Origin of the sequence: Chryseobacterium paridis, from assembly GCF_016595215.1 — a bacterium.
Lineage (GTDB): Bacteria > Bacteroidota > Bacteroidia > Flavobacteriales > Weeksellaceae > Chryseobacterium > Chryseobacterium paridis.
This window is the reverse complement of the sequence record NZ_JAENHK010000001.1, coordinates 242,055-262,383: the sequence shown is the minus strand read 5'-3', so window position 1 is coordinate 262,383 and position 20,329 is coordinate 242,055. Positions and strand designations below refer to the sequence as shown.

Below are 20,329 nucleotides of genomic sequence, written 5' to 3'. Positions count from 1 at the left end.
TAAAGGCCTCTGCTTAGAAAGCAGAGGCCCTTTTTTATATGTTTTAAAAGTAAATGAAGTAGTGTATTCCTGTGTAATCCCGAAGGTAGAGCAAGATGACTCCACGCTTATTATGTTAACTGTTAAATAGGCTACAGGTTTATAACTCCGGAAATCTTATAAATTAGTTCTAATTCTTTTATAAGAAGGTTTCAGATAGTAACATACAGGTAAAAAAACTTCGGCAGGCTAAAAGCCTGCCGAAGTTTTTGGGTGTGTTTTATATCTTATTTAATCATTATTTTTTTCGAGTAGTTCTTTCCTTCTTTGGTTTGAACGGTCAGGATATATAACCCTTGAGGTTGTATAGACTCAAATGTTTTTGATCTAAATTTAGAACGGTAAACTTCTTTTCCTGATGAATTAACTAAAGTAATTTCAGAACCTTCTAATGGAACATTTCCATCAAGAGTAATTTGGCCATCCTTATTGTATGCAAGTAAACTAATGTGTGGATCTTTATATTGATATGCGTAATAAATTCTGAATCCACCATTTAGGTTAAGTAAACCAGAGTTCAGGCTTATTTTAACACGGTCATAAGGTTTGTTCATTGTAAGTTCAAGTGCTCCTCTGCTTGCGTCTGTACCTCCAAGTTTAAGCACATCATCAAAAATATTCATATAATCATTATTAGATACATCTCCAAGAAATGTCTCTACAGATATACCACCTATCAATTGAGCGGTTAGAATGGATTGATCAGTACCAACACCGATGACAAGCTTATTGGTATCTGCAAGGATATTAGATGTAGGAAAGATCAGAGTCTGTTCTGTTCTTCCTAATAGTCCAATCGGAACAAGAAGTGTTGAGTAGTCACTTTCATTACTGCCCACTGCATTTTCTGGATTTTGTACGAAACAAGCGACACAAATACCATAAGCCCGGTTTGTTTGGCTACTTGCATACACCTTGTTCAATTGTGCAAAAGACATAGCGTTCATAAGGAACAATAAAGACGCCAAGACTACTTTTTTCGTCAGAGATTGGCCTGATAATAGATTTGTTTTCATGGTTAAAAAATTTAATAATTTTCGTTCTGATAAAGTTACATATAAATTGATTATGTTGTTTAATTTATTTCATTTTTATGTGATTTAGATTGTATTTTATCTTTTTAAATATCAGTAGATCAGTTATAGATGGAAATTGTTTGTTTAAATTAGGTAAAAAATAGGTTATTAATTATGTAATTAATTAAATGTAATAATAAATTAATCCTAATTTAAAAACACTAAAGCTACGGTGCTCTGAAAAAATAAAACTCTTTACCAGAGACGGTAAAGAGTTTTTTAATAACACATTATAATTAATGTAATGCTATCTTTTTTTTGTTCCTTTAATGTTTGGTAAAAATGCAGTTATTATACCCATCAAAGGTAGAAATGCACAAATTTTGAATACATATTCTATACTTGTATCATCTGCTAAAGCTCCTAAAACAGCAGAACCAATTCCTCCCATCCCAAACATGAATCCAAAAAATAATCCGGCTACCAGTCCAATTTTATCAGGCATCAGATCTGTGGCATAGACTAGAATAGCAGAAAATGCTGAAGCGATAATAAGTCCAATTATAATTGCAAAAATGATGGTCCATACTAAGGAAAGGTAAGGAAGGCACAATGTAAACGGTGCAGCTCCCAAAATAGAAATCCAAATGATTTTCTTTCTTCCATATTTATCCCCTAATTTTCCTCCTAATATTGTTCCTATTGCAACAGCAGCAAGAAACATAAATAAATAGAGCTGGGAATCTTTTACGGAGATATGAAATTTATCAATCAGGAAGAAAGTAAAGTAGTTGGTCATCGATGCCAGGTATATATATTTTGAAAAAACCAAAGCAAGAAGAATTGTAATTGAAAATATAACTTTTCTTTTTGATAGATTAATACTTACGATAACATCTTTATGTTTTGCCGCTTTTCTGATCGATAATCTTTCAGCATACCAGTTTCCTATTCTCCATAAAAGAATAATTCCAATAAATGCAGCAATAGCAAATAAACCTACGTAGCCTTGTCCTAAAGGAAGCACAATAAGTGCTACCAATAATGGCCCAATCGCACTTCCAGAGTTACCGCCAACCTGGAAAATAGACTGAGCTAATCCCTTTTGTCCTCCGGAGGCCAACTGGGCAACTCTGGAAGCTTCCGGATGAAAAACTGAGGATCCCATTCCAATTAATGCAACAGAAATAAGAATCATATAATATTCATGAGCAGCGGCTAGAAGTAATAACCCTGCCATTGATAAGGTCATTCCTATAGCAAGAGATCTTGGATTCGGTTTTTTATCCGTATAAATACCAACAAAAGGTTGTAAAATAGATGCTGTGAGCTGGAATACCAGAGTGATGATTCCAATTTGAGCAAAAGATAGTCTAAACTCTCCCTTCAGAATTGGGTATAATGAAGGAATTGTTGATTGGATAAGATCATTGAGGAAATGGGAAAAACTGATCATAAATAAGATGGGATAAACAATCTTACTTGTATCAATGGCTTTTGTAGTTACGTCGTTCATATGATAATTATTTTAATTCATCTTGTCATCTGATGAATTTATGGTTGCTAATTACTTTTATAATAACTTGTTGATGATTTTTTGTGCTGTAATAGCTGCGTTTTCAGCATCCCTGTTTTTTATGTGATTGTAAAGGTCCGTATGTAACTTTTGTGATACTCTAAAAGCATCTGTATTATTGTTGTGGCTAATTTCAAAAACTCTTAAGACCTGCCTGCTTGCAATTTTATAAATCTCTTTCAGCAGTTTATTACCACACGCTTCAGCAATGGCGAAGTGAAAATTAATATCAGCCTGATAACATTCGGAGGCTAATTTCTCTTCAGCAAATCTATTTCTCAGCTCTAAGTATTCCTTTATCGTTTTTAATTCCTCTTCTGTACGATTAAGAGCAGCTCTTGCTGCAACTTTTGCTTCCAGTAAAGACCTCACTTCTTCTACCTCTTCTATTTCTGCGTTGCTCATCTGGGCCTCCAAAGATTCCTGAATATTCTTTGAGACCACAAATGTACCGACACCTTGTTGTACACTAAGCATACCTTTAATAGATAAGATCTTAATAGCTTCGCGGATACTGGAGCGTCCTACACCATATATTTTCATTAATTCAGGTTCAATAGGTAATTGATCCCCAATTGCGTACATATCATTGAGTATTCCTTCGGTAAGCCTTTCAGAAACTTCCTGTGCTAATGATTTCTTTTGTATTTGCGTCATATACATCTTATCATCTGATGAATGCAAAGATACGATTTACATAGGATATTCCAATATATGTAATTCAGAAAATTAGATATAAAAAAGGAAAGAGCAGTCTATTTGTTTTTTATTTTTGTGATATACTTCTGGCAAGCCTTGTGATTGTTGAAGAGAGAGCGATGCTAGGCTGTTGGGTTTTATATAAATAATTAACATTAAATTTTTACAATTATGCCATTGATCACTATTACTTCCCTGAAGGGAAGATCAAAAGAAGAAAAGCAGAAAATAGGTGAAGCTATACATGAAGCTATTGTGGAGTCAGGAGTTCCGCCTGAAGATCGTTTTCAGAGATTCCTGGATCTTGACCCTGAAAACCTCTTGTATGATAGATATTATCCGAATCTTGAAAAGGGTCGGTCAGAAAACTTTATCATCATTGAGATTCTTCTTTCCGTTGGACGCAGTGTTAAAGTAAAACGTAAAATTCTGGAAAGCCTCATTACCAAATTGAAAGAACAGTCTTTTGATCCTGAAGATGTATTTGTTTCTTTCCAGGAAACGGCTTGGGAAAACTGGTCATTTGCAAGTGGAGAAATACTGCATATATAATACAATGAGTAGAGTTATTGAAACAAAAAAAAACTGCAAACATTGTTTGCAGTTTTTGTAAGCTCTGATCTTTAAGCTTCCGTAGCCCGTAGGGGAATCGAACCCCTCTTACCAGAATGAAAATCTGAGGTCCTAACCGATAGACGAACGGGCCATCTACCATTACATTAATATAAACTAATGTAATGTGTTAGTTTTTTGTTTTTATAAGTTTACAACTCTTATTAGTAGCCCGTAGGGGAATCGAACCCCTCTTACCAGAATGAAAATCTGAGGTCCTAACCGATAGACGAACGGGCCAACTATCCGTGTTACGCTAATTTATTAACGTGCTTAGTTAATTTACTTTTCAAGTTAGCAGCTTTGTTTTTGTGAATAATGTTTTTCTTAGCTAACTTATCCAACAAAGAGATAACTTTTGGCAATTGCTCTGCAGCAGCAGCTTTGTCTTCTTCATTTCTCAATACCTTCATTGCTGATCTAGCAGTCTTGTGGTAGTATCTGTTACGAACTTTTCTAACTTCGTTTTGTCTAATTCTCTTTAATGCTGATTTATGATTTGCCATATCGTTCAAATGTGAGTGCAAAAGTAAAACCTTTTTTTTTATCTGCCAAATTTATTTTTAAATAATTTCAATTTTCTTCAGATAAGTATTTTCTCAGTTTGTCTATTGCTTGTTCTATTTTAAAATTTTCTTGTTCTTTATCTATTTTTTTGATAATATTTCCCAACATTATCATTGCGTTGTTCCATTCTCCAGTTGTATTGGTGAAGGTGAGTTCATCTATAGTTACTTCAAAAGCTACCCTTTCTCCATACCTGTAAAGCCTGAAACTTATTTTATCATCTCTGCCTATTATCCCATCTTCATTAACTTTCAAGTCGTAACTTTTTGGGTTAGAGTGGATCTTCTTAAAAAGCAATGTAGCTTCTTGAATTTTTAAATCCGGCATGATATCAAATTTGGTAGCCTATAGGGGAATCGAACCCCTGTTGCAAGGATGAAAACCTTGAGTCCTAACCACTAGACGAATAGGCCAAATTTTGAGGTTGCAAAAGTAATAATTAACTTCTTAACTTCAAAATTATTTTTTATACTATCTGTAAACTTTTTGAATAATTGTGTTCTTAATGCCCTTTGCTTCAAGGCTTTTCTGTATTTTCACAGCATCTTCTAAAGTAAATACTTTTCCGTAGGTATAATAGAAAACTCCACTTTCTTTGTTTCTTTCGACATCTTTCAATGTCTGAAGGATAAATGAATTTCCATTTAATTTTTCACCTACATAGACCTCGATAGTGTAATATCCGGTGCTTAATTTTTGGTTAGGCATAAATCCTACAGCAAATGCGTTTCTAAATCCGGCATCCTTAGCTGTTTTCAGATTGATATCTTTTACAGAGGCCATGTTTGTTACGCCATAATAGTATTTATACTGCCCGTTTTCTTTGATTGGAAGGATGTAATTAAGTCCTTTTAAAGCCGGATCTCCATCATTATATTTCGTTGGAGAACTCATTAGTAAGATTCTGAAATCATTTTTTAAAGCAACTTCTACAGGTTTCTCAGGCTCAGGTTTCTTTACTGTTATATTATTAGAAGCTCCTCCTGATTTTCTGTCAATTGCTTTCTTGTAGTCGATGATAGCCTGATAGATACTTTCTGCAATTTCATCTTGTCCTTTTTCAGAAGCTAAATAATGACTTTCTTCTGCGTGATTGATAAACCCGGTTTCAATAAGAACAGAAGGCATTGCATTCATACGAAGAACGTGTAAGTTTTTTTGAAAAACTCCTCTGGAAAATCTTTTGTCTTTATTTACGAAATTATCTTCGACCAACCCTCCTAATAGAAGACTTGATTCCAGATATTTACTCTGCTGAAGTTTTAAGGCGATCAAAGATTCTGGTGAACTAGCGTCATAAGAACCGAAAGTTTGTCTATCCTTTTCATCCAGAAAGATTACATCATTTTCTCTTTTGGCAACTTCCAGATTGGTGTCATTTTGGTCAGGTCCCTGTACATAAGTTTCTGTACCATAAGCTGAAGATCGTTGTGCTGAGTTGCAGTGTACCGATACGAAAAGATCTGCTTTGCTCCTGTTGGCAAGATTGGTTCTGTCTGAAAGAGAAGGGTATTCGTCAAATTTACGGGTGTAAATTACTTTGAAATCTTTATTTTTTTCGAGCATTCTTCCTACTTTTAGTACTACAGAAAGAGTTACATCTTTTTCTGCTAAAAGTCCAATATCACTATAACTCCTCTTTGCTCCGGAATCACTTCCTCCATGCCCGGCATCTAAAACAATCGTGAATTTTTTTTGTGAAAAAATAAAATTACTCAAAAGTATGAGGAGAAATGATAAAATTATTTTAAATTTTTGTTTGTACATCTTACAGTTTTAAAAATTATATTAATTTTGAGCCTTAATTATATAAAATAAAATTGGCCAAAACCGTCCTCAAAAATATATTACAAATTTTAATTATCCTAATTTTTAACAGTTTTTTAGCACAGAAAACGCCTGAAAAATTGCCTGAAAATAGGGTTATTAATGATACTATTTCCAAAAAGGATACCATTGTTGCACAGAAAGAGTCACTGGATGATGTTCTTATGACAAAGGCAGATAATATCCGTAGAGATTTTCCGAAAAAAATGATATACCTGAACAAAAAAGCTCAGGTAAAGTATCAGGATATGCAGATCGATGCAGATTATATTTCCATCGATGAGCAAAAGAATTTAATCTATGCAAGAGGAAAACAAGACTCTTTAGGAAAAAAGTTCATTGAACCTGTAATCACAACGCAGGCTGGTAAAAAATATGAAACAGATCAGTTCAATTATAATTATAAGACCAAGCAGGCCATTGCTTATAATGCAAGAACTGAGGAGAGCGAAGGGGTAATCATTGCCAATAAAACAAAGAAATACAGTGATTCCGTTTTTGCAATGAGACATGCATTGTATACTACTGATGAATATTTCTTAAAAAAGAAAGATACACTGGCGGATTACCATTTGCTGGCATCCAATATTAAATTAATAAAGACTAAAGAGAAGTCGCAGATCATTACCGGACCTATACAAATGTATATAGAACAGGTACCTACACCTCTTATTATGCCATTTGCCATTTTACCCTTTTCGAGTAAAAGATCAGCTGGTATTTTGATCCCAAGTTTTGGAGAAAGACAGGATGTTGGATTCTTCCTGAATGGTATCGGATACTATCAGCCGATAGGGGAGCATTTTGATATGAAGGTTCTTGCGGACATCTATACCAAGGGAAGCTGGAATGTACGACCTGAGATGAATTATGTGAAAAAATACCGTTACTCCGGTAATTTCACAGCAGATATAGGAACTACAATCAGAGGTATCAAAGGATTGGATGACTATTCCAGAAGCAGTACTTACAGAATTGCCTGGAGACATACACAGGATACAAAGGCAAATCCGTTTCTTACATTCTCTGCTTCTGTAGATATTGTAAGTAACAAGTTCTATAATAATACCATTAATAACAACTATATATTCAATCAGAATGTATTGAATACTCAGCAGAATTCAACGGTTACATTAACGAAAAGATTTTTAAAGTTGCCTGCTACCATTACGGGGACAGCTTCTTATTCACAGAATTTTGCTACAGGTTTAGCAGACTTGCGTTTGCCGCAAATGAACGTTGCTATCAATCAGTTCTACTTATTTAAATCAAAAACAGGAGTAAGACAAGGTCTATTAGAAAATATTACGGTAAATACAGGTTTAAATTTAACAAACTTTGTGACAACAAACGAAGGAGAACTATTTACAAAGGCAATGTGGGATAAGCTTCAAACAGGTCTTACAAATAATATTACTTTAGGGACAAATACTACAGTAGCCAAATATTTTACATTCAGTTTAGGAACTACTATTAATAATGCCTTAACAACTAAAACACTTACCAGATACTATGATCCTTTAAGCAACAATTCAAATAAAGTAGTTAATCAGGTAAATAAGCAGATTGCAGGATATTCTTATTTTTCCAGTACGGCAAGTTTACAGACTACATTGTACGGAATGCTGAATTTCAAAAAAGGGTCTGCGATAGAAGCTATTAGACATATGATGACTCCAAGTATTGGTTTTACCTATTCTCCGGATTTTGGAAAACCTGGTTTTGGATATTATAAGAATTACTATGATGCGAATGGAGCATTAACACCGTATTCTATTTTTGACGGGGGGATCGTTGGATCACCTACAACCGGAATGCAAGGGTCTTTAGGTTTCAATATTGGGAATAACATCGAAATGAAGGTGAAGTCTAAGAAAGACTCTACAGGAGTGAAAAAAATAAAAATATTCGAATCGTTAAACCTTTCCGGAAGTTATAATTTTGCAGCTAAAGATCATCCATGGTCAATCTTTACGATTAATGGGCAGTCTTCATTCTTTGAAAATAAATTGAGTGTAAATACAAGCTTGTCATTAGATCCGTACAAAATTATTTTTGCTCCGGGATCTGACACTGGAATCAGAACAGAAAAGTTTGGTAGCTTCAGTGTACAGGGATTTAATATCCAGGTGTCTTATCCGTTAAGCAGTGAGATCTTTGGAGAGAAAACAGATTATGCCAAGAAGTATCAGTCTAAAGGAGAAATAAGAAATGAGAACTATTATTTCGATGATGATCATTATGCACATTTTGATCAGGCATGGACTTTAAATGTGAATGCAAACTACGCCTATTCAAAAAGTTTATCACGTTTTGGTAATAAAATTGCTTCTGTAGGATTGGATGGAAGTCTTAAGTTAACCCCATACTGGAATATTAATGGGAGTACCCATTACGATATGATCACCAAACAACTGGCATATACGAGAATAGGTTTCTCAAGAGATCAGCGAAGTTTTACCATCAATTTCAATTGGGTTCCTTTCGGACAATATAAAGTGTATGACTTTTTTATTGGGATAAAAGCTAATATTTTAAGTGATGCACTTAAATATAAAGACAGAAGTTTTACTCAGCCAAATGCTCCTTTCTAATAAGAGGCTGATTTTTGAGAATAAATTTTATATTTGCACCCGAAATAAATTGTAATGAAATCTCTGTATGAAAATTATTTAATGCATAGTAGAGTAGATGGCGATTACAGATGAATTTAAAAAAATAAATATCCACATATGAAACAAATAATCAATACAGTTAATGCTCCTGCAGCTATCGGACCTTACTCACAAGCAAACTTTGCAAACGGAGTTTTATATATATCTGGTCAGATTCCTGTAGATCCTGCAACAGGTAAACTGGTAGAGGGAATTGAAAAAGAAACGCATCAGGTAATGAAAAACCTGGAAGCTATTCTTACTGAAGCTGGAATGACTTTTAAAAATGTTGTAAAAGCATCAATATTTCTTAAGAGTATGGATGATTTTGCGGTAATGAATGATATTTATGCATCATATTTAGATGCTGAAAGCTATCCGGCTCGTGAAACTGTACAGGTTTCTTGTCTGCCTAAGAATGTTGATATTGAAATTTCGATGATTGCACATCAGGATTAATGAGCTTTATAAGAAATACATTTGCGGTGTTGGTGGGCCTCAGTATAGCTGGGCTTATTATTACTCTGGGTATAAGAGTTTTTCCGCAGTGGATTACTTTTGATGCCTTTGCCCCATTTGAACATTGGCAAAGATTCCTTTACAGCATGAGAAATGATGAGGCATTTTTTGGATTCTTATTATTTATTTCAGGATTAGGAACAACGGTAGGCGGAGTAGCAACAGCTATTATTGTAAAGTATGCGAAGGTAGCTTATGCGATCCTTATTGGCTTTATAATGCTGTTTATTGCAATGCTTGATGTTATTATATTTCCATACCATCCTACCTTTTATAAGATCTCAATATTTCTAACCTTTTTCCCCTTTTCGTGGATAGGAGGTAAAATAGTAGAGATCATTTATGAAAGAAATAAGAAGAAAAGAGTTGCTGACAAAATGAACAATACCAAATAAAAAAAACGCTGCATTTGCAGCGTTTTTTTTATTTACATTTTTACTTTTCCAAATCTATTAGGGCATTTTAAAACCTTTAGTGTAGATTCTTCCGTATTCATCTACAAACTTCACCTGAACGTTACCCTGATACTTGTTAAGAGCTTTCTCAACGTCGTCTTGTGAATTTACGGGCTTACCATTGATTTCAATAATGATGTAGTTATCAACTACTCCAATTTTAGCCATTTCACTTCCTTCTGCTACATTTTTTGCAATAACACCACTATTTAATCCATAGCTTGTTTTAAATGAATCGCTTAAAGGTGTAAATTCAGCTCCTATTTTTTCTGTTACACTCAGATCAGCTTTTGTTCTTGCAGAAGTTCCGCCTTTTTGATCTTTTAGCGTAACAGTTGTTACATTTTCTTTACCATTTCTTGTGTAAGTTACCTGAACTTTATCACCAGGTCGTTTGCTTCCCACTGCCATTGAAAGGTCTGCGAAATCAGTAATTGCAGTTCCATCAATTTTTGTGATTATATCTCCATTTTTAATTCCTGCATTTTCAGCACCACTATTATCTGTAACTTCAGTCACATATACACCAGAACCTGCTTTCAGATTAGCTTTCTTTTGCTTATTATACATGGCAACTTGCTGGTCATCTGAAAGATCTAAAGAAGCGACTCCTAAAAATCCTCTTTGTACAATTCCGAATTTCTTGATGTCCTCAACAATTTTTCTTGCTAAGTTAGATGGTATTGCAAATCCATACCCTTGATAATATCCGGTAGTTGATTGGATAGCAGAGTTAATTCCGATTAAATCACCATTAGCATTTACCAATGCACCTCCCGAGTTTCCAGGATTAATAGCAGCATCAGTTTGGATAAAGCTTTCAATTGGATTGCTCGCTTTCCCTTGAGATCCCAGAATGCCAATTCCTCTTCCTTTTGCTGAAATAATACCTGCGGTAACAGTTGAGTTCAATCCAAGTGGATTTCCGACTGCAAGAACCCATTGTCCTACTTCAATATTATCAGAGTTAGCAAAGTTCAGATATGGTAATCCTTTTTCTTCTATTTTTAATAAGGAAATATCTGTATTAGGATCAGTTCCTATTAATGTTGCGATGTACGCTTTCTTATTGCTTAAAACAACTTCGAGTTTATTAGCGCCTGCCACTACGTGGTTGTTGGAAATGATATATCCATCAGGGGAAATAATAACTCCTGATCCCATCCCTGATGGCATATTGTCCGGAGCCTGTTGCTGTTGTTTTTGTCTTTGTTGTCCGCCGCCTCTTCCGCCAAAAGGGTCACCGAAGAAAAAGTCAAATAAATCTTGCTCTGAAGCTCTGCTTGACGTTCTTGACTGGTAATTTTTGATAGTAACAACAGCTGGAACAGTTGTTTTTGCAGCTTTTACGAAATCATCTCCTGTAGTTGCTGTATTCATTCCTACGAATGAAGTATTGGCAGCAGAAGTGAAATAAGACTGGTCGCCATTATTAGCACTATGACCAAAATATTGTATTGTGCCAACGGTAGTAGCTCCTGAAATAACTCCTACTACAGCAAATGGTAATAGTTTTTTTAAAGTACTCTTCATTGTATATCTTCTTTTATTTTATTAGTTAATTTAGGTTTTAAGGTAAACAAATTTAATGCTAAATAGGTATGCGATTGGTATGGAATGTTTCAATTTTAACTAAAATTTAACGGCAATTGCAATAATTTATGGATTATACTATAATTCTTACGATCTCAATTAACGGAAATTAAAAAATTATTAAAGACAATATGACATATAGATGGTTGTATTGTCATGAAGTTAAGAATAATTATCAATAAGTAAAAATGATTCTTAAAAACACAGGTAAAATCTATGATTAATAGTAGTGATTTCTTATGATCCATTTTTATAGGATATACAATGGCTGTTTTGCTGATCAATCTCCCCAATTGAAAAATTATTATATTTGCAAAAATTTTTCTCACTTAAAAAGTTTATAGCATGCAACTGTACAACACCTTAAGCGCAGAAGAAAGAGCTCAACTTATTGATGAAGCTGGTAAGGAACGTCTTACATTGTCTTTCTATGCGTATGCCAAAATTGAAGATCCCAAAAAATTTCGCGACGAATTATTTATAGCCTGGAATGCATTAGATGCGCTTGGTCGTATTTATGTTGCAAATGAAGGAATAAATGCTCAGATGAGTGTTCCTGCGGATCAGTTTGAAGCATTTCGTAATACGCTGGAAGTTTATGACTTTATGAGGGGAATCCGCTTAAATGTTGCTGTTGAGCAGGACAATCATTCTTTTTTAAAATTAACGATAAAAGTTAGGCATAAAATAGTTGCAGACGGTTTGAATGATAAAACTTTTGATGTTACCAATAAAGGAATTCACCTGAAAGCTCAGGAATTCAATAATATGCTTGAAGATCCGAACACAATTGTAGTAGATTTTAGAAATCACTATGAAAGCGAAGTTGGACATTTCGAAGGTGCAATTACTCCTGATGTGGAAAACTTTAGAGAGAGTTTGCCTATTATCAATGAGCAATTACAGGATTTTAAAGAAGATAAAAATCTTTTGATGTACTGTACTGGGGGGATTCGTTGTGAAAAGGCCAGTGCTTACTTTAAGCATCAGGGCTTTAAGAACGTTTACCAATTGGAAGGAGGAATTATTGAATACACCCGTCAAATTAAAGAAGAAAACATTGAAAGTAAATTTATCGGGAAAAATTTCGTGTTCGATCACCGTTTAGGGGAGAGAATTACAGACGATATTATTTCGCAGTGTCACCAATGTGGAAAGCCTTGTGACAATCATACGAATTGTGCGAATGATGCTTGTCATTTGTTGTTTATTCAATGTGATGAATGTAAAGAAGCGATGGAAAATACATGTTCTACAGAATGTCTGGAAACAATCCATTTGCCTTGGGAAGAGCAGGTTGCATTAAGAAAAGGCTTACAGGTTGGAAATAAAGTTTTCAGAAAAGGAAAATCCGATGCCTTGAAATTTAAAAATTCAGGGGATATGTCAACTCAACCTTTAGGAAAAGTGACAATAAAACCTGAAACAAAAGATATTCGTCAGAAAATAAAAGTTAAAAAGACGTTGATTGGAAAGGCGGAACATTATTACTCAAAATCAAAAATTGCACAGTTTTTAATTGAGAATAAAGAGCTTTCAATTGGTGATAAGGTTTTGATTTCTGGACCAACAACAGGTGAGCAGGAAGTTATAATTACTCAGATATATGCCAATGGAGTGCCTTGTGAAACAGCAAAAGTAGGTGATCAGATCACTTTTGAGCTTCCTTTCAGGGTTCGATTGTCAGATAAATTATATAAAATTGTATAAGTTGATAATGCATAATGATTATGTTTAAAACTGAACTTAGAAAAAAATATATGCAAAAAAGAAAAGCCTTATCAGATGATGAGGCTTTCTTGTTATCAGAAAAGATTTTTGATCATTTTATTAGCTATTTTAAACCTTTATCGAAACAAAAAGTACATATATTTCTTCCTATTGAAAAATTCAATGAAATTGACACTCGGATCTTTATTCAATATTTTCTGAGGCAAGAAATTAGGGTTTTTGTTCCAAAGGTCGTAGGAGAAGAACTTATTTCGGTTGAAATATTTCCTGAAACAGAGTTTGAAACCAGTTCCTGGGGAATTTCGGAGCCTGTTTCTTATAAAGATTCCGGTGAGGTGAATTTTAATTTTGTGATCACTCCTGTGCTGTATTGTGATGAAAAAGGAAATAGAGTGGGGTATGGCAAAGGATTTTATGATGGGTTTTTTCTGGGCTTGTCTGAGGGATCAAAAAAAATCGGAGTGAATTACTTCAACCCCGATGAGATTATTGATGATATCTGGGAAAATGATATCGCTTTAGATTATTTAGTGACCCCAACGGAGGTGCTGTCTTTCTTTGGAGGAGAAGAATAGAAATTCAAAAAATAAAACTTAAACTCTTTTTTGAATTTTATGGGTTTGGACATAAGGGTATACTGTGCTTTTTTTTCAAATGTTCCCAAAGACCTGTTCTTATCATCGAAATATTCCACATTAAAGGTAGCATAGTCTAATGTGTCTTTTTTATAGTAATCTTTAACCACCTGCAGATTATTTACTTTCACGGTTTTTACCTTTAAGCTATCTAATTCCTTGAATAATTTCTTAAAAGTAAGGCTATCCGGTCTGTGAAAATAGCTTTCCATTTGTGAGTAAATTACGGTATCAATTTCTGTATTCCTTTTTCCGGATAAATAAAGAGTAGACAGGTCCAAAAGTTCCTGTACCTTTTGCTTGGTAATAGAATTGATGGCTTGCATGCTGTCCATTTGAACTGCAGGATAGCTTTTTGTATTGGTGCTGTTTCTTAGCTTATCCAGATCACTTACTTCATTCTTTTTATTGTTACAGGCAATAAAAGCAATCAGTAGTAACAAGGCAATTAAAAAATTACTTATTCTTTTCATCAGTATTTGCAATTTTAAATTTAATGGATATTATTTTTCCGCCGTCCTTTTTCATTTCTATCACCTTAAGATTCTTTAGAGAGGTTGTAGGTGTCGTTACGAGGGTAATATATTTTTGTTTGTCTAAAGTTTCTATACCATAAGTATCATTGTCATATACCTGGTAAATTACAGCATTGTTGCTGATCAGATTCTCCAGTTGTTTTCTTTTTTGTTTAATCAGCGCGAACTGCTCTTCAGGATTACCTCCTTTTACATCTTTTATAGAGAAATAATAAGCCGCCATTTTATAATCATCAGGCTTCATCTCGATCATTTCTTCTTTAGGAGCATTTTCCAGGCTACGATTTACTGTAAGTGGTTCGTAAAATGGTGCTGTGATCTGCATTTTAAGAATTTTATCCTTTGTCGAATACCTGAAGCACTCTCCGGGATTTATTTTAAACAATATTGGTGATTCATTTTCCTTGAATACTTTTATTTCTAAAGTGTTAATCACTGAAACGCCTCTGTCAGCATCCGTAAAACAATATTTGTATTCTTTAGAGAAAATTTCGTCTTTAAAACCTAAAACTCCGGTGATAATAATTAAAACTGAAGTAATCATAGCCCAGGCATTCTTTTTTATGAACTTTTTGTTGGGTTCTGTAAGGGTATTCTCTTCTGAAGTGTTAAAATTTTTATTTTGGCTAATTGTTTGATTTTCAGATATTGATTTTTGTAAATCAGTGTTTTCTGTGGTTTTTGGTGTTGTTTTTTGGGAAAAAACTTCCGTTTTTGATGTTTGAGGAAGCTGATTGATCGTTTCCTCTAATTCCTGAATTTCCTCATCATTAAGATCCTTCTCATCCTGTAGTAATTCTCCTGCAAAAAGATGTTGCTTTTTGAATTCGTACCAAGAGTCATAACCTGCATAGATACTCAGTAAATTGAGCATATCTATTCTGGGTAATTTGGTAACAGGTGAGTTTTTAAAATAGGTATAAAATGATTTTTCGCTGATGTTTCCTTTAGCCTTTTTACGAAGATCTTCCTGGAAATATATAATATCAATCCCCTTCCATTTAGAAATATCATCATAGGAAGGAGTGTATTCTTCTAAATATTGAGCCTGTACATCCTTTTTCAGCTGCTCAAAGTGTAATAGATCTAAATCTGTCAAGTTTATATAAAGTGATTAAGTTATTGGTTATCAGATATATTTATTTGTAAAATTGTTTTACAAAGGTATTACAATTATTTTTCATAGACAAATTTTCTATCTGCTATACCTTTGTCTTGTTCAAATAATAGAACGAAAGAAAATTTTATAAAACAATATTAACAAAATTAAATTTAATTTATTATGAAAAAGTCATTATTCGTAGCTGCTATCGCTGCAATCTCTCTAGTTGCTTGTAAAAAAACTGAAGCTACTTCTACTGAAGGTGCTGCTGATTCTGCTGCTGTTGCTGCTACTGATTCTGCTGCTGTTGTAGCTGATTCTGCTGCTCAAGTTGTTGATTCTGCTGCTACTGCTACTGTAGACGCTGCTAAAGGTGCTGCTGCTGCAACTACTACTGCTGCTGCTGACGCTGCTAAAGGAGCTGCTGCTGGTGCTGCTGATGCTGCTAAAGGTGCTGCTGATGCTGCTAAAGATGCAACTAAAGAAGCTGCTAAAGAAGTTAAAGACGCTGCTAAAAAATAATTTTAGCCAGACTAAAATAAAAGAACCGTTTCGCCCAGCGAAGCGGTTTTTTTATGCTTTATAGTTTCTGAGTCTTTTTTTGCTTTAAAGATTCATAGCAGGTAATAGCTACTGCATTACTTAGATTTAAAGAATCAATACTTCCTGTCATAGGAATCAAAGTATTTTTACCCTTCCCAATCCAGAAATCACTTAATCCCGAATGCTCAGTGCCAAACAACACCGCTGAACGTTGAGTGAAATCTCTTTTATACAGGTCTTCAGCGCTCTCATCCATTAGGGTAGTATATATATTGAACTTGTTCTTTTGAAGGAATTCAAATGTTTCTGTATTTTCAGCCTGAAAGACTTCCATTCCAAAAAGACATCCAACACTGGAACGAATTACATTAGGATTATAAAAATCAGCTTTTGCATCAGCAACAATGAGTGCATCAATCCCGAAAGCCTCGCAGCTTCTTAAAATAGCCCCTAAATTTCCTGGTTTCTCAACCCCCTCAACGACAATGATACTTGCATTTTCTTTTGGTTCGAATGTAGAAAGTTCAGATTCTTTCGTTTTATAAACTCCAATGATCCCTTCAGAACTTCCCCGATATGCTATTTTCTCATATACTTTTTCACTTACGTAATGTGTCTTTCCCACAGGAGCTTTACCCTTGAAAATATTTTCACAAATGAAAAACTCTACAGGCTCAAAATCAAATTTCTGGGCCCTTTCATTTTCCTGTTGCCCTTCAACAACAAATACTTTGGATTTCTTTCGGAATCTGTTATCTGTAAGAAGTTTAGTAATGTTCTTGATTTTTTCGTTCTGGAAACTTTCTATTAGCATCCTGCAAAATTATGCAAAATTTATTGTTCAATTTCCCCCCTTTTTAAGAAAAGGCTTTTCATTGTAATGTTAAAAGGGATTTTCTTTTTCTTTTTATAATAGATGGTAATACCTATCAGCAGGAGTACAGATAGGAATTTGAATATATTTCCATATAAATTGCCTGAAACATTATCTGAAACGGCAAAGATTTCCCAATACAGATTCATAAAGAAGTGTACAAAAACTGCTATCCAAAGATTAAAATTCCATTCAAAATAGATCCACGCAAAAAGAATAGATCCTAAAAATGTGATGCTTAGTATTTCGATGATTTCTTTGGTATCACTACTTTGATATAAATGAACCTGCGCGAACAGAAGGGAGCCAAACAGTATGGAAGTGATAAACCCCATTCCTGTATATCTATATAAGATCCCTATTAAAAAAGCTCTGAATATTATTTCTTCAAATAGAGCAGAAGATGCTGTATTGATAAATAATGAATCAAAATGAATGTCTTTCACCAGGTGAAAAAATAGAAAATAACCAATTAGCATGGGTAAAGTTGTTACACAGGCTACAACATATCCAACAAAAATGGGCTTGTCAACAGAAAATAGTTCAGATAGTTTCTTTTTGGGGAATAAAAGCTTTGCTGTAAGGATCAAAGGAATCAATGTGACGGAATAAGCAATCACGTGGGCAATCGCTTTATTATTCATGGTTTCTTTGCTAAAATTTTGAATGGTTTTAAAGCAGAAAAGATCAAAGAAATAATAGGTTAAAAAACCAAGGATAAATACAGTATAGAAATAAACAGTTTTACTCATGTTTGAAAATTTGAGCAAAATTGTGGCTTATTATTCCTGTAATCAAATTTATGTGACGAGTAACATGATAATGTGACGGACGACAAAGGTCATTCAATCAGGCTTTGCAAATGATTAATGGTAGTTGACATGAAACTTCTGGACACCGGAATTGTGAAGTCAATATTTTCGATACTTAACTTGTATCCTTGAGCATTACCTTTTACATGTGTTACTTTGGTCAGGTTGACGATATAAGATCGATGGCTTCTTTTAATCGAATGGATTTCTATTTGATCCAATAATTTTGATAGGCTGATTCTCAAAAGAACTTTTTTGACGGAATTATATTCTATATAATAGATAGCACAGTAATTTTCCAGAGATTGGGCGCAAAGGAAATCACCTTCGGAAATTTGTAATTGAGCAGTACCGGCAATAATGTCCAATGTTTTTTTTTCCGAATGAGTAGTAAGTTCAATTTCATCCAATTGAGTAGAAATCTTATCAGCCGTGTTTTCGTGATTTTTTTTCAGATAAATATACCTTGATAGAACATAAATAATGGAAATAGGAATTCCTAATGCAAAAGTGAGCATAACCATGTAGAGATAATTTGAGAAACTCAGTTTTACATGGCTAAGGAATAATGTATTATAAAAATAAGAAGGGATAGAGGCTAATAAAAGGATGACCGCTATTTTTAGTAATTCATAAACAATATTCCAGTTGTTGATTTTTATAGTGAGGAGATTGACGATAAAAAAAGAAGCTCCAAAAATAATGGAATACGGAAAAAGTAAAAGGTACTTAAGCTTATGCTGAAATTGATCCGTTCCAAATGGTTGAAAAACTATTAAAAACAGATAAATCAGAATTCCTGCAAGTACAGAGGAAATTAAAATCTCTTTTTGAGATTCCGATTTTGGATAGGGAAAGGATGTAAAAGAAACTCGCTGACTCATCTTACAAAATTTAAATCCTGTTTTTATGAAACTTCACCATTTTTCAGATGTTATTATTCTATATTGGGGATGATTTCATTGGTGTCAATCAGACTTTGAGGCAATTCTTTCTTATTCTTTATTCCTAAAGATTTCAATTTCTGGGTTTGATTGATCAGATTGTCATTACCTGTTGATAATTGCTTATAAGCATCATTGTAAACATTTTTCGCCTGATCCAGATTCTTACCTACTTTTTCAAGATTTTCAACGAAACCAACAAACTTGTCATACAATTTAGCTCCTCTATCTGCAATCTCCATTGAATTTCTATTCTGATACTCACGTTTCCAAAGATCGGCAATCAGTTTTAATGAAGTAATTAAATTGCTTGGATTCAAAAGTAAAATCCTTTTATCATATGCAAAGTTCCAAAGATTTTGATCCGCCTGCATTGCAGCAATATAGGCAGGCTCGCTGGGAATAAACATCATTACAAAATCAAGAGATTTTCCATAATCATCGTACGCTTTTTGACTTAGCTGGCTGATATGATTTTTTACAGAGGATAAGTGTTGATTGAGTTTTATAGCATAGATTTCCGGATCGGTTTCATCCACTAATTCTGTAAAAGCAGTTAAAGAAACTTTAGAATCTACGATAACATTTCTTTCATCAGGATATTTTACAACAGCATCAGGACGCATTTTCTTCCCGGAAAATTCTGAAAATAGTGCCTTATTATCTTCATCCCGAAGTTCATGTTCCAGGAAATATTCTCTCCCTTTTACCAATCCTGACTTTTCAAGAATACTTTCAAGGATCATTTCACCCCAGTTCCCTTGGGTTTTACTTTCTCCTTTTAAAGCTCGGGTCAATTTTTTTGCATCTTCAGAAATCTGCTGATTGAGTTCTGCAAGTTCCTTTACCTTTTCGGCTAAAGAAAATCGTTCCTTGTTTTCTTTTTCATAGGCCTCATTGACCCTGTTTTTTAAATCAGTGATTTTTTCCTGAAAAGGTTCAAGAATTGTTTTAAGATTATTTTGATTCAGTGTAGTAAATTTTTCTGCTTTTTCTTCAAGGATTTTATTGGCCAGATTTTCAAATTGAATTTTTGAATCTTCCTGTATTTTAATAATCTCTTCTTTTTGAGTCTGAAGAGATTTCTGCAGACTCTCATTGATGGCTGATAGCTCAGAGTTTCGGGCAAAAATATTCTGCTTTTCAGTTAGAAGGGTTTCTATTTGAGAAGTTTGCTTGCTTGTAAAATGTTTTTGCTCCTGATATTGGGAGCTTAAAGAAGAATGCTCAGCAGAAACTTTAGCATATTCATTTTTAAGATCATTAAGAAGATCTGATTGTTGCTGATTATGTTCCTTTTCGGAATTGATATCCTGATGTAATTCCTGAATTTTCTGATTCATATTTTCTACATCAGAATTTTTTTTGATGTAAAGATTATTGATCTCATCATAAGAAGATCTTGAAACCATAGACGATTTCAAGATAAAATATAATATAACAGCGCCCAACAAGCCACCAATAATAAAACCTATGATTAAATATGTCATCTCCATTTTTCAAAATTATGAAAAAAGGCTGGAAGCTGGAAGAGGGATGCTTTTATGATATAAATAAAAATAATTTGTAATTGTTCCACAAGATTCGATTATTTT

The 20,329-nt window shown here is 33.8% G+C and carries 20 protein-coding genes and 3 tRNA genes; 7 read left to right on the top strand and 16 right to left on the bottom strand.

The window, feature by feature from the left end; all coding sequences use genetic code 11:
- Nucleotides 1-266: 266 nt before the first annotated feature.
- The 3 genes from JHL15_RS01235 to JHL15_RS01225 form a co-directional block, all read right to left on the bottom strand.
- Entirely contained in the window at nucleotides 267-1,055 is a 789-nt protein-coding gene (locus JHL15_RS01235; protein WP_200241725.1) for a T9SS type A sorting domain-containing protein, read from the bottom strand.
- A gap of 307 nt (nucleotides 1,056-1,362) precedes the next feature.
- On the bottom strand, nucleotides 1,363-2,571 hold the full coding sequence (locus JHL15_RS01230; protein ID WP_200241723.1) for an MFS transporter: 1,209 nt from the start codon (nucleotides 2,569-2,571) through the stop codon (nucleotides 1,363-1,365).
- 57 nt (nucleotides 2,572-2,628) lie between these two features.
- Complete coding sequence (locus tag JHL15_RS01225; protein ID WP_200241721.1) at nucleotides 2,629-3,288, bottom strand: FadR/GntR family transcriptional regulator; 660 nt, start codon at nucleotides 3,286-3,288, stop codon at nucleotides 2,629-2,631.
- A gap of 213 nt (nucleotides 3,289-3,501) precedes the next feature.
- Between JHL15_RS01225 and JHL15_RS01220 the strand changes: the two genes are divergently transcribed.
- Nucleotides 3,502-3,882 carry a tautomerase family protein gene (locus JHL15_RS01220; RefSeq protein ID WP_200241719.1) on the top strand — a complete coding sequence of 127 codons (381 nt, stop codon included), beginning with the start codon at nucleotides 3,502-3,504 and terminating at the stop codon, nucleotides 3,880-3,882.
- 82 nt (nucleotides 3,883-3,964) lie between these two features.
- Here the strand turns inward: JHL15_RS01220 and JHL15_RS01215 are convergent.
- From JHL15_RS01215 to JHL15_RS01190, 6 genes are all read right to left on the bottom strand, one after another.
- A tRNA-Glu gene (locus JHL15_RS01215) sits at nucleotides 3,965-4,036 on the bottom strand.
- 74 nt (nucleotides 4,037-4,110) lie between these two features.
- Nucleotides 4,111-4,182: transfer RNA gene (locus JHL15_RS01210), tRNA-Glu, on the bottom strand.
- An 11-nt stretch (nucleotides 4,183-4,193) separates the two neighbouring features.
- On the bottom strand, nucleotides 4,194-4,448 hold the full coding sequence (rpsT, locus tag JHL15_RS01205; protein WP_200241716.1) for a 30S ribosomal protein S20: 255 nt from the start codon (nucleotides 4,446-4,448) through the stop codon (nucleotides 4,194-4,196).
- A 67-nt stretch (nucleotides 4,449-4,515) separates the two neighbouring features.
- Nucleotides 4,516-4,836, bottom strand: a complete 321-nt coding sequence (locus tag JHL15_RS01200) for a hypothetical protein (RefSeq protein WP_200241714.1) — start codon at nucleotides 4,834-4,836, stop codon at nucleotides 4,516-4,518.
- Between the two features lie 11 nt (nucleotides 4,837-4,847).
- Nucleotides 4,848-4,922, bottom strand: a tRNA-Glu gene (locus JHL15_RS01195).
- Nucleotides 4,923-4,980: 58 nt separating this feature from the next.
- Complete coding sequence (locus JHL15_RS01190; RefSeq protein ID WP_200241712.1) at nucleotides 4,981-6,276, bottom strand: N-acetylmuramoyl-L-alanine amidase family protein; 1,296 nt, start codon at nucleotides 6,274-6,276, stop codon at nucleotides 4,981-4,983.
- 53 nt (nucleotides 6,277-6,329) lie between these two features.
- On the opposite strand from JHL15_RS01190, the gene JHL15_RS01185 reads away from it, so the two are divergent.
- From JHL15_RS01185 to JHL15_RS01175, 3 genes are all read left to right on the top strand, one after another.
- Complete coding sequence (locus JHL15_RS01185; RefSeq protein ID WP_200241710.1) at nucleotides 6,330-8,930, top strand: putative LPS assembly protein LptD; 2,601 nt, start codon at nucleotides 6,330-6,332, stop codon at nucleotides 8,928-8,930.
- Nucleotides 8,931-9,068: 138 nt separating this feature from the next.
- The gene (locus JHL15_RS01180; protein WP_200241708.1) at nucleotides 9,069-9,449 is read left to right on the top strand and encodes a RidA family protein; all 381 of its coding nucleotides are present in this window, start codon (nucleotides 9,069-9,071) and stop codon (nucleotides 9,447-9,449) included.
- Complete coding sequence (locus tag JHL15_RS01175) at nucleotides 9,449-9,904, top strand: hypothetical protein (protein ID WP_200241705.1); 456 nt, start codon at nucleotides 9,449-9,451, stop codon at nucleotides 9,902-9,904. The genes JHL15_RS01180 and JHL15_RS01175 overlap by 1 nt, the downstream gene beginning before the upstream one ends.
- A 57-nt stretch (nucleotides 9,905-9,961) precedes the next feature.
- Here the strand turns inward: JHL15_RS01175 and JHL15_RS01170 are convergent, their stop codons facing one another.
- Nucleotides 9,962-11,497: a trypsin-like peptidase domain-containing protein gene (locus JHL15_RS01170; protein ID WP_200241703.1), complete on the bottom strand. Its 1,536-nt coding sequence runs from the start codon at nucleotides 11,495-11,497 to the stop codon at nucleotides 9,962-9,964.
- Between the two features lie 405 nt (nucleotides 11,498-11,902).
- Between JHL15_RS01170 and trhO the strand changes: the two genes are divergently transcribed.
- Together trhO and JHL15_RS01160 are read left to right on the top strand one after the other, a co-directional pair.
- Complete coding sequence (gene trhO, locus JHL15_RS01165; protein WP_200241700.1) at nucleotides 11,903-13,267, top strand: oxygen-dependent tRNA uridine(34) hydroxylase TrhO; 1,365 nt, start codon at nucleotides 11,903-11,905, stop codon at nucleotides 13,265-13,267.
- A gap of 50 nt (nucleotides 13,268-13,317) precedes the next feature.
- The gene (locus JHL15_RS01160) at nucleotides 13,318-13,863 is read left to right on the top strand and encodes a 5-formyltetrahydrofolate cyclo-ligase (protein WP_234047658.1); all 546 of its coding nucleotides are present in this window, start codon (nucleotides 13,318-13,320) and stop codon (nucleotides 13,861-13,863) included.
- Here the strand turns inward: JHL15_RS01160 and JHL15_RS01155 are convergent.
- The gene (locus JHL15_RS01155) at nucleotides 13,812-14,396 is read right to left on the bottom strand and encodes a hypothetical protein (RefSeq protein ID WP_200241695.1); all 585 of its coding nucleotides are present in this window, start codon (nucleotides 14,394-14,396) and stop codon (nucleotides 13,812-13,814) included. The two genes, JHL15_RS01160 and JHL15_RS01155, sit on opposite strands and share 52 nt — an antisense overlap.
- A complete protein-coding gene (locus JHL15_RS01150; protein WP_200241694.1) occupies nucleotides 14,380-15,558 on the bottom strand; it encodes a hypothetical protein in 1,179 nt (392 codons plus the stop codon). Before JHL15_RS01150 ends, JHL15_RS01155 begins: the two co-directional genes overlap by 17 nt.
- Nucleotides 15,559-15,741: 183 nt before the next feature.
- On the opposite strand from JHL15_RS01150, the gene JHL15_RS01145 reads away from it, so the two are divergent.
- Complete coding sequence (locus JHL15_RS01145; protein WP_200241693.1) at nucleotides 15,742-16,083, top strand: hypothetical protein; 342 nt, start codon at nucleotides 15,742-15,744, stop codon at nucleotides 16,081-16,083.
- A gap of 58 nt (nucleotides 16,084-16,141) precedes the next feature.
- Here the strand turns inward: JHL15_RS01145 and JHL15_RS01140 are convergent, their stop codons facing one another.
- The 4 genes from JHL15_RS01140 to rmuC all read right to left on the bottom strand — a co-directional run bounded on the left by JHL15_RS01140 (nucleotide 16,142) and on the right by rmuC (nucleotide 20,230).
- Nucleotides 16,142-16,918, bottom strand: a complete 777-nt coding sequence (locus tag JHL15_RS01140) for a TrmH family RNA methyltransferase (protein WP_200241692.1) — start codon at nucleotides 16,916-16,918, stop codon at nucleotides 16,142-16,144.
- Nucleotides 16,919-16,938: 20 nt separating this feature from the next.
- The gene (locus tag JHL15_RS01135) at nucleotides 16,939-17,730 is read right to left on the bottom strand and encodes a CPBP family intramembrane glutamic endopeptidase (protein WP_200241691.1); all 792 of its coding nucleotides are present in this window, start codon (nucleotides 17,728-17,730) and stop codon (nucleotides 16,939-16,941) included.
- An 89-nt stretch (nucleotides 17,731-17,819) separates the two neighbouring features.
- Complete coding sequence (locus tag JHL15_RS01130; protein ID WP_200241689.1) at nucleotides 17,820-18,674, bottom strand: LytTR family DNA-binding domain-containing protein; 855 nt, start codon at nucleotides 18,672-18,674, stop codon at nucleotides 17,820-17,822.
- 53 nt (nucleotides 18,675-18,727) lie between these two features.
- Nucleotides 18,728-20,230: a DNA recombination protein RmuC gene (gene rmuC, locus JHL15_RS01125; RefSeq protein ID WP_394369161.1), complete on the bottom strand. Its 1,503-nt coding sequence runs from the start codon at nucleotides 20,228-20,230 to the stop codon at nucleotides 18,728-18,730.
- Nucleotides 20,231-20,329: the final 99 nt, after the last annotated feature.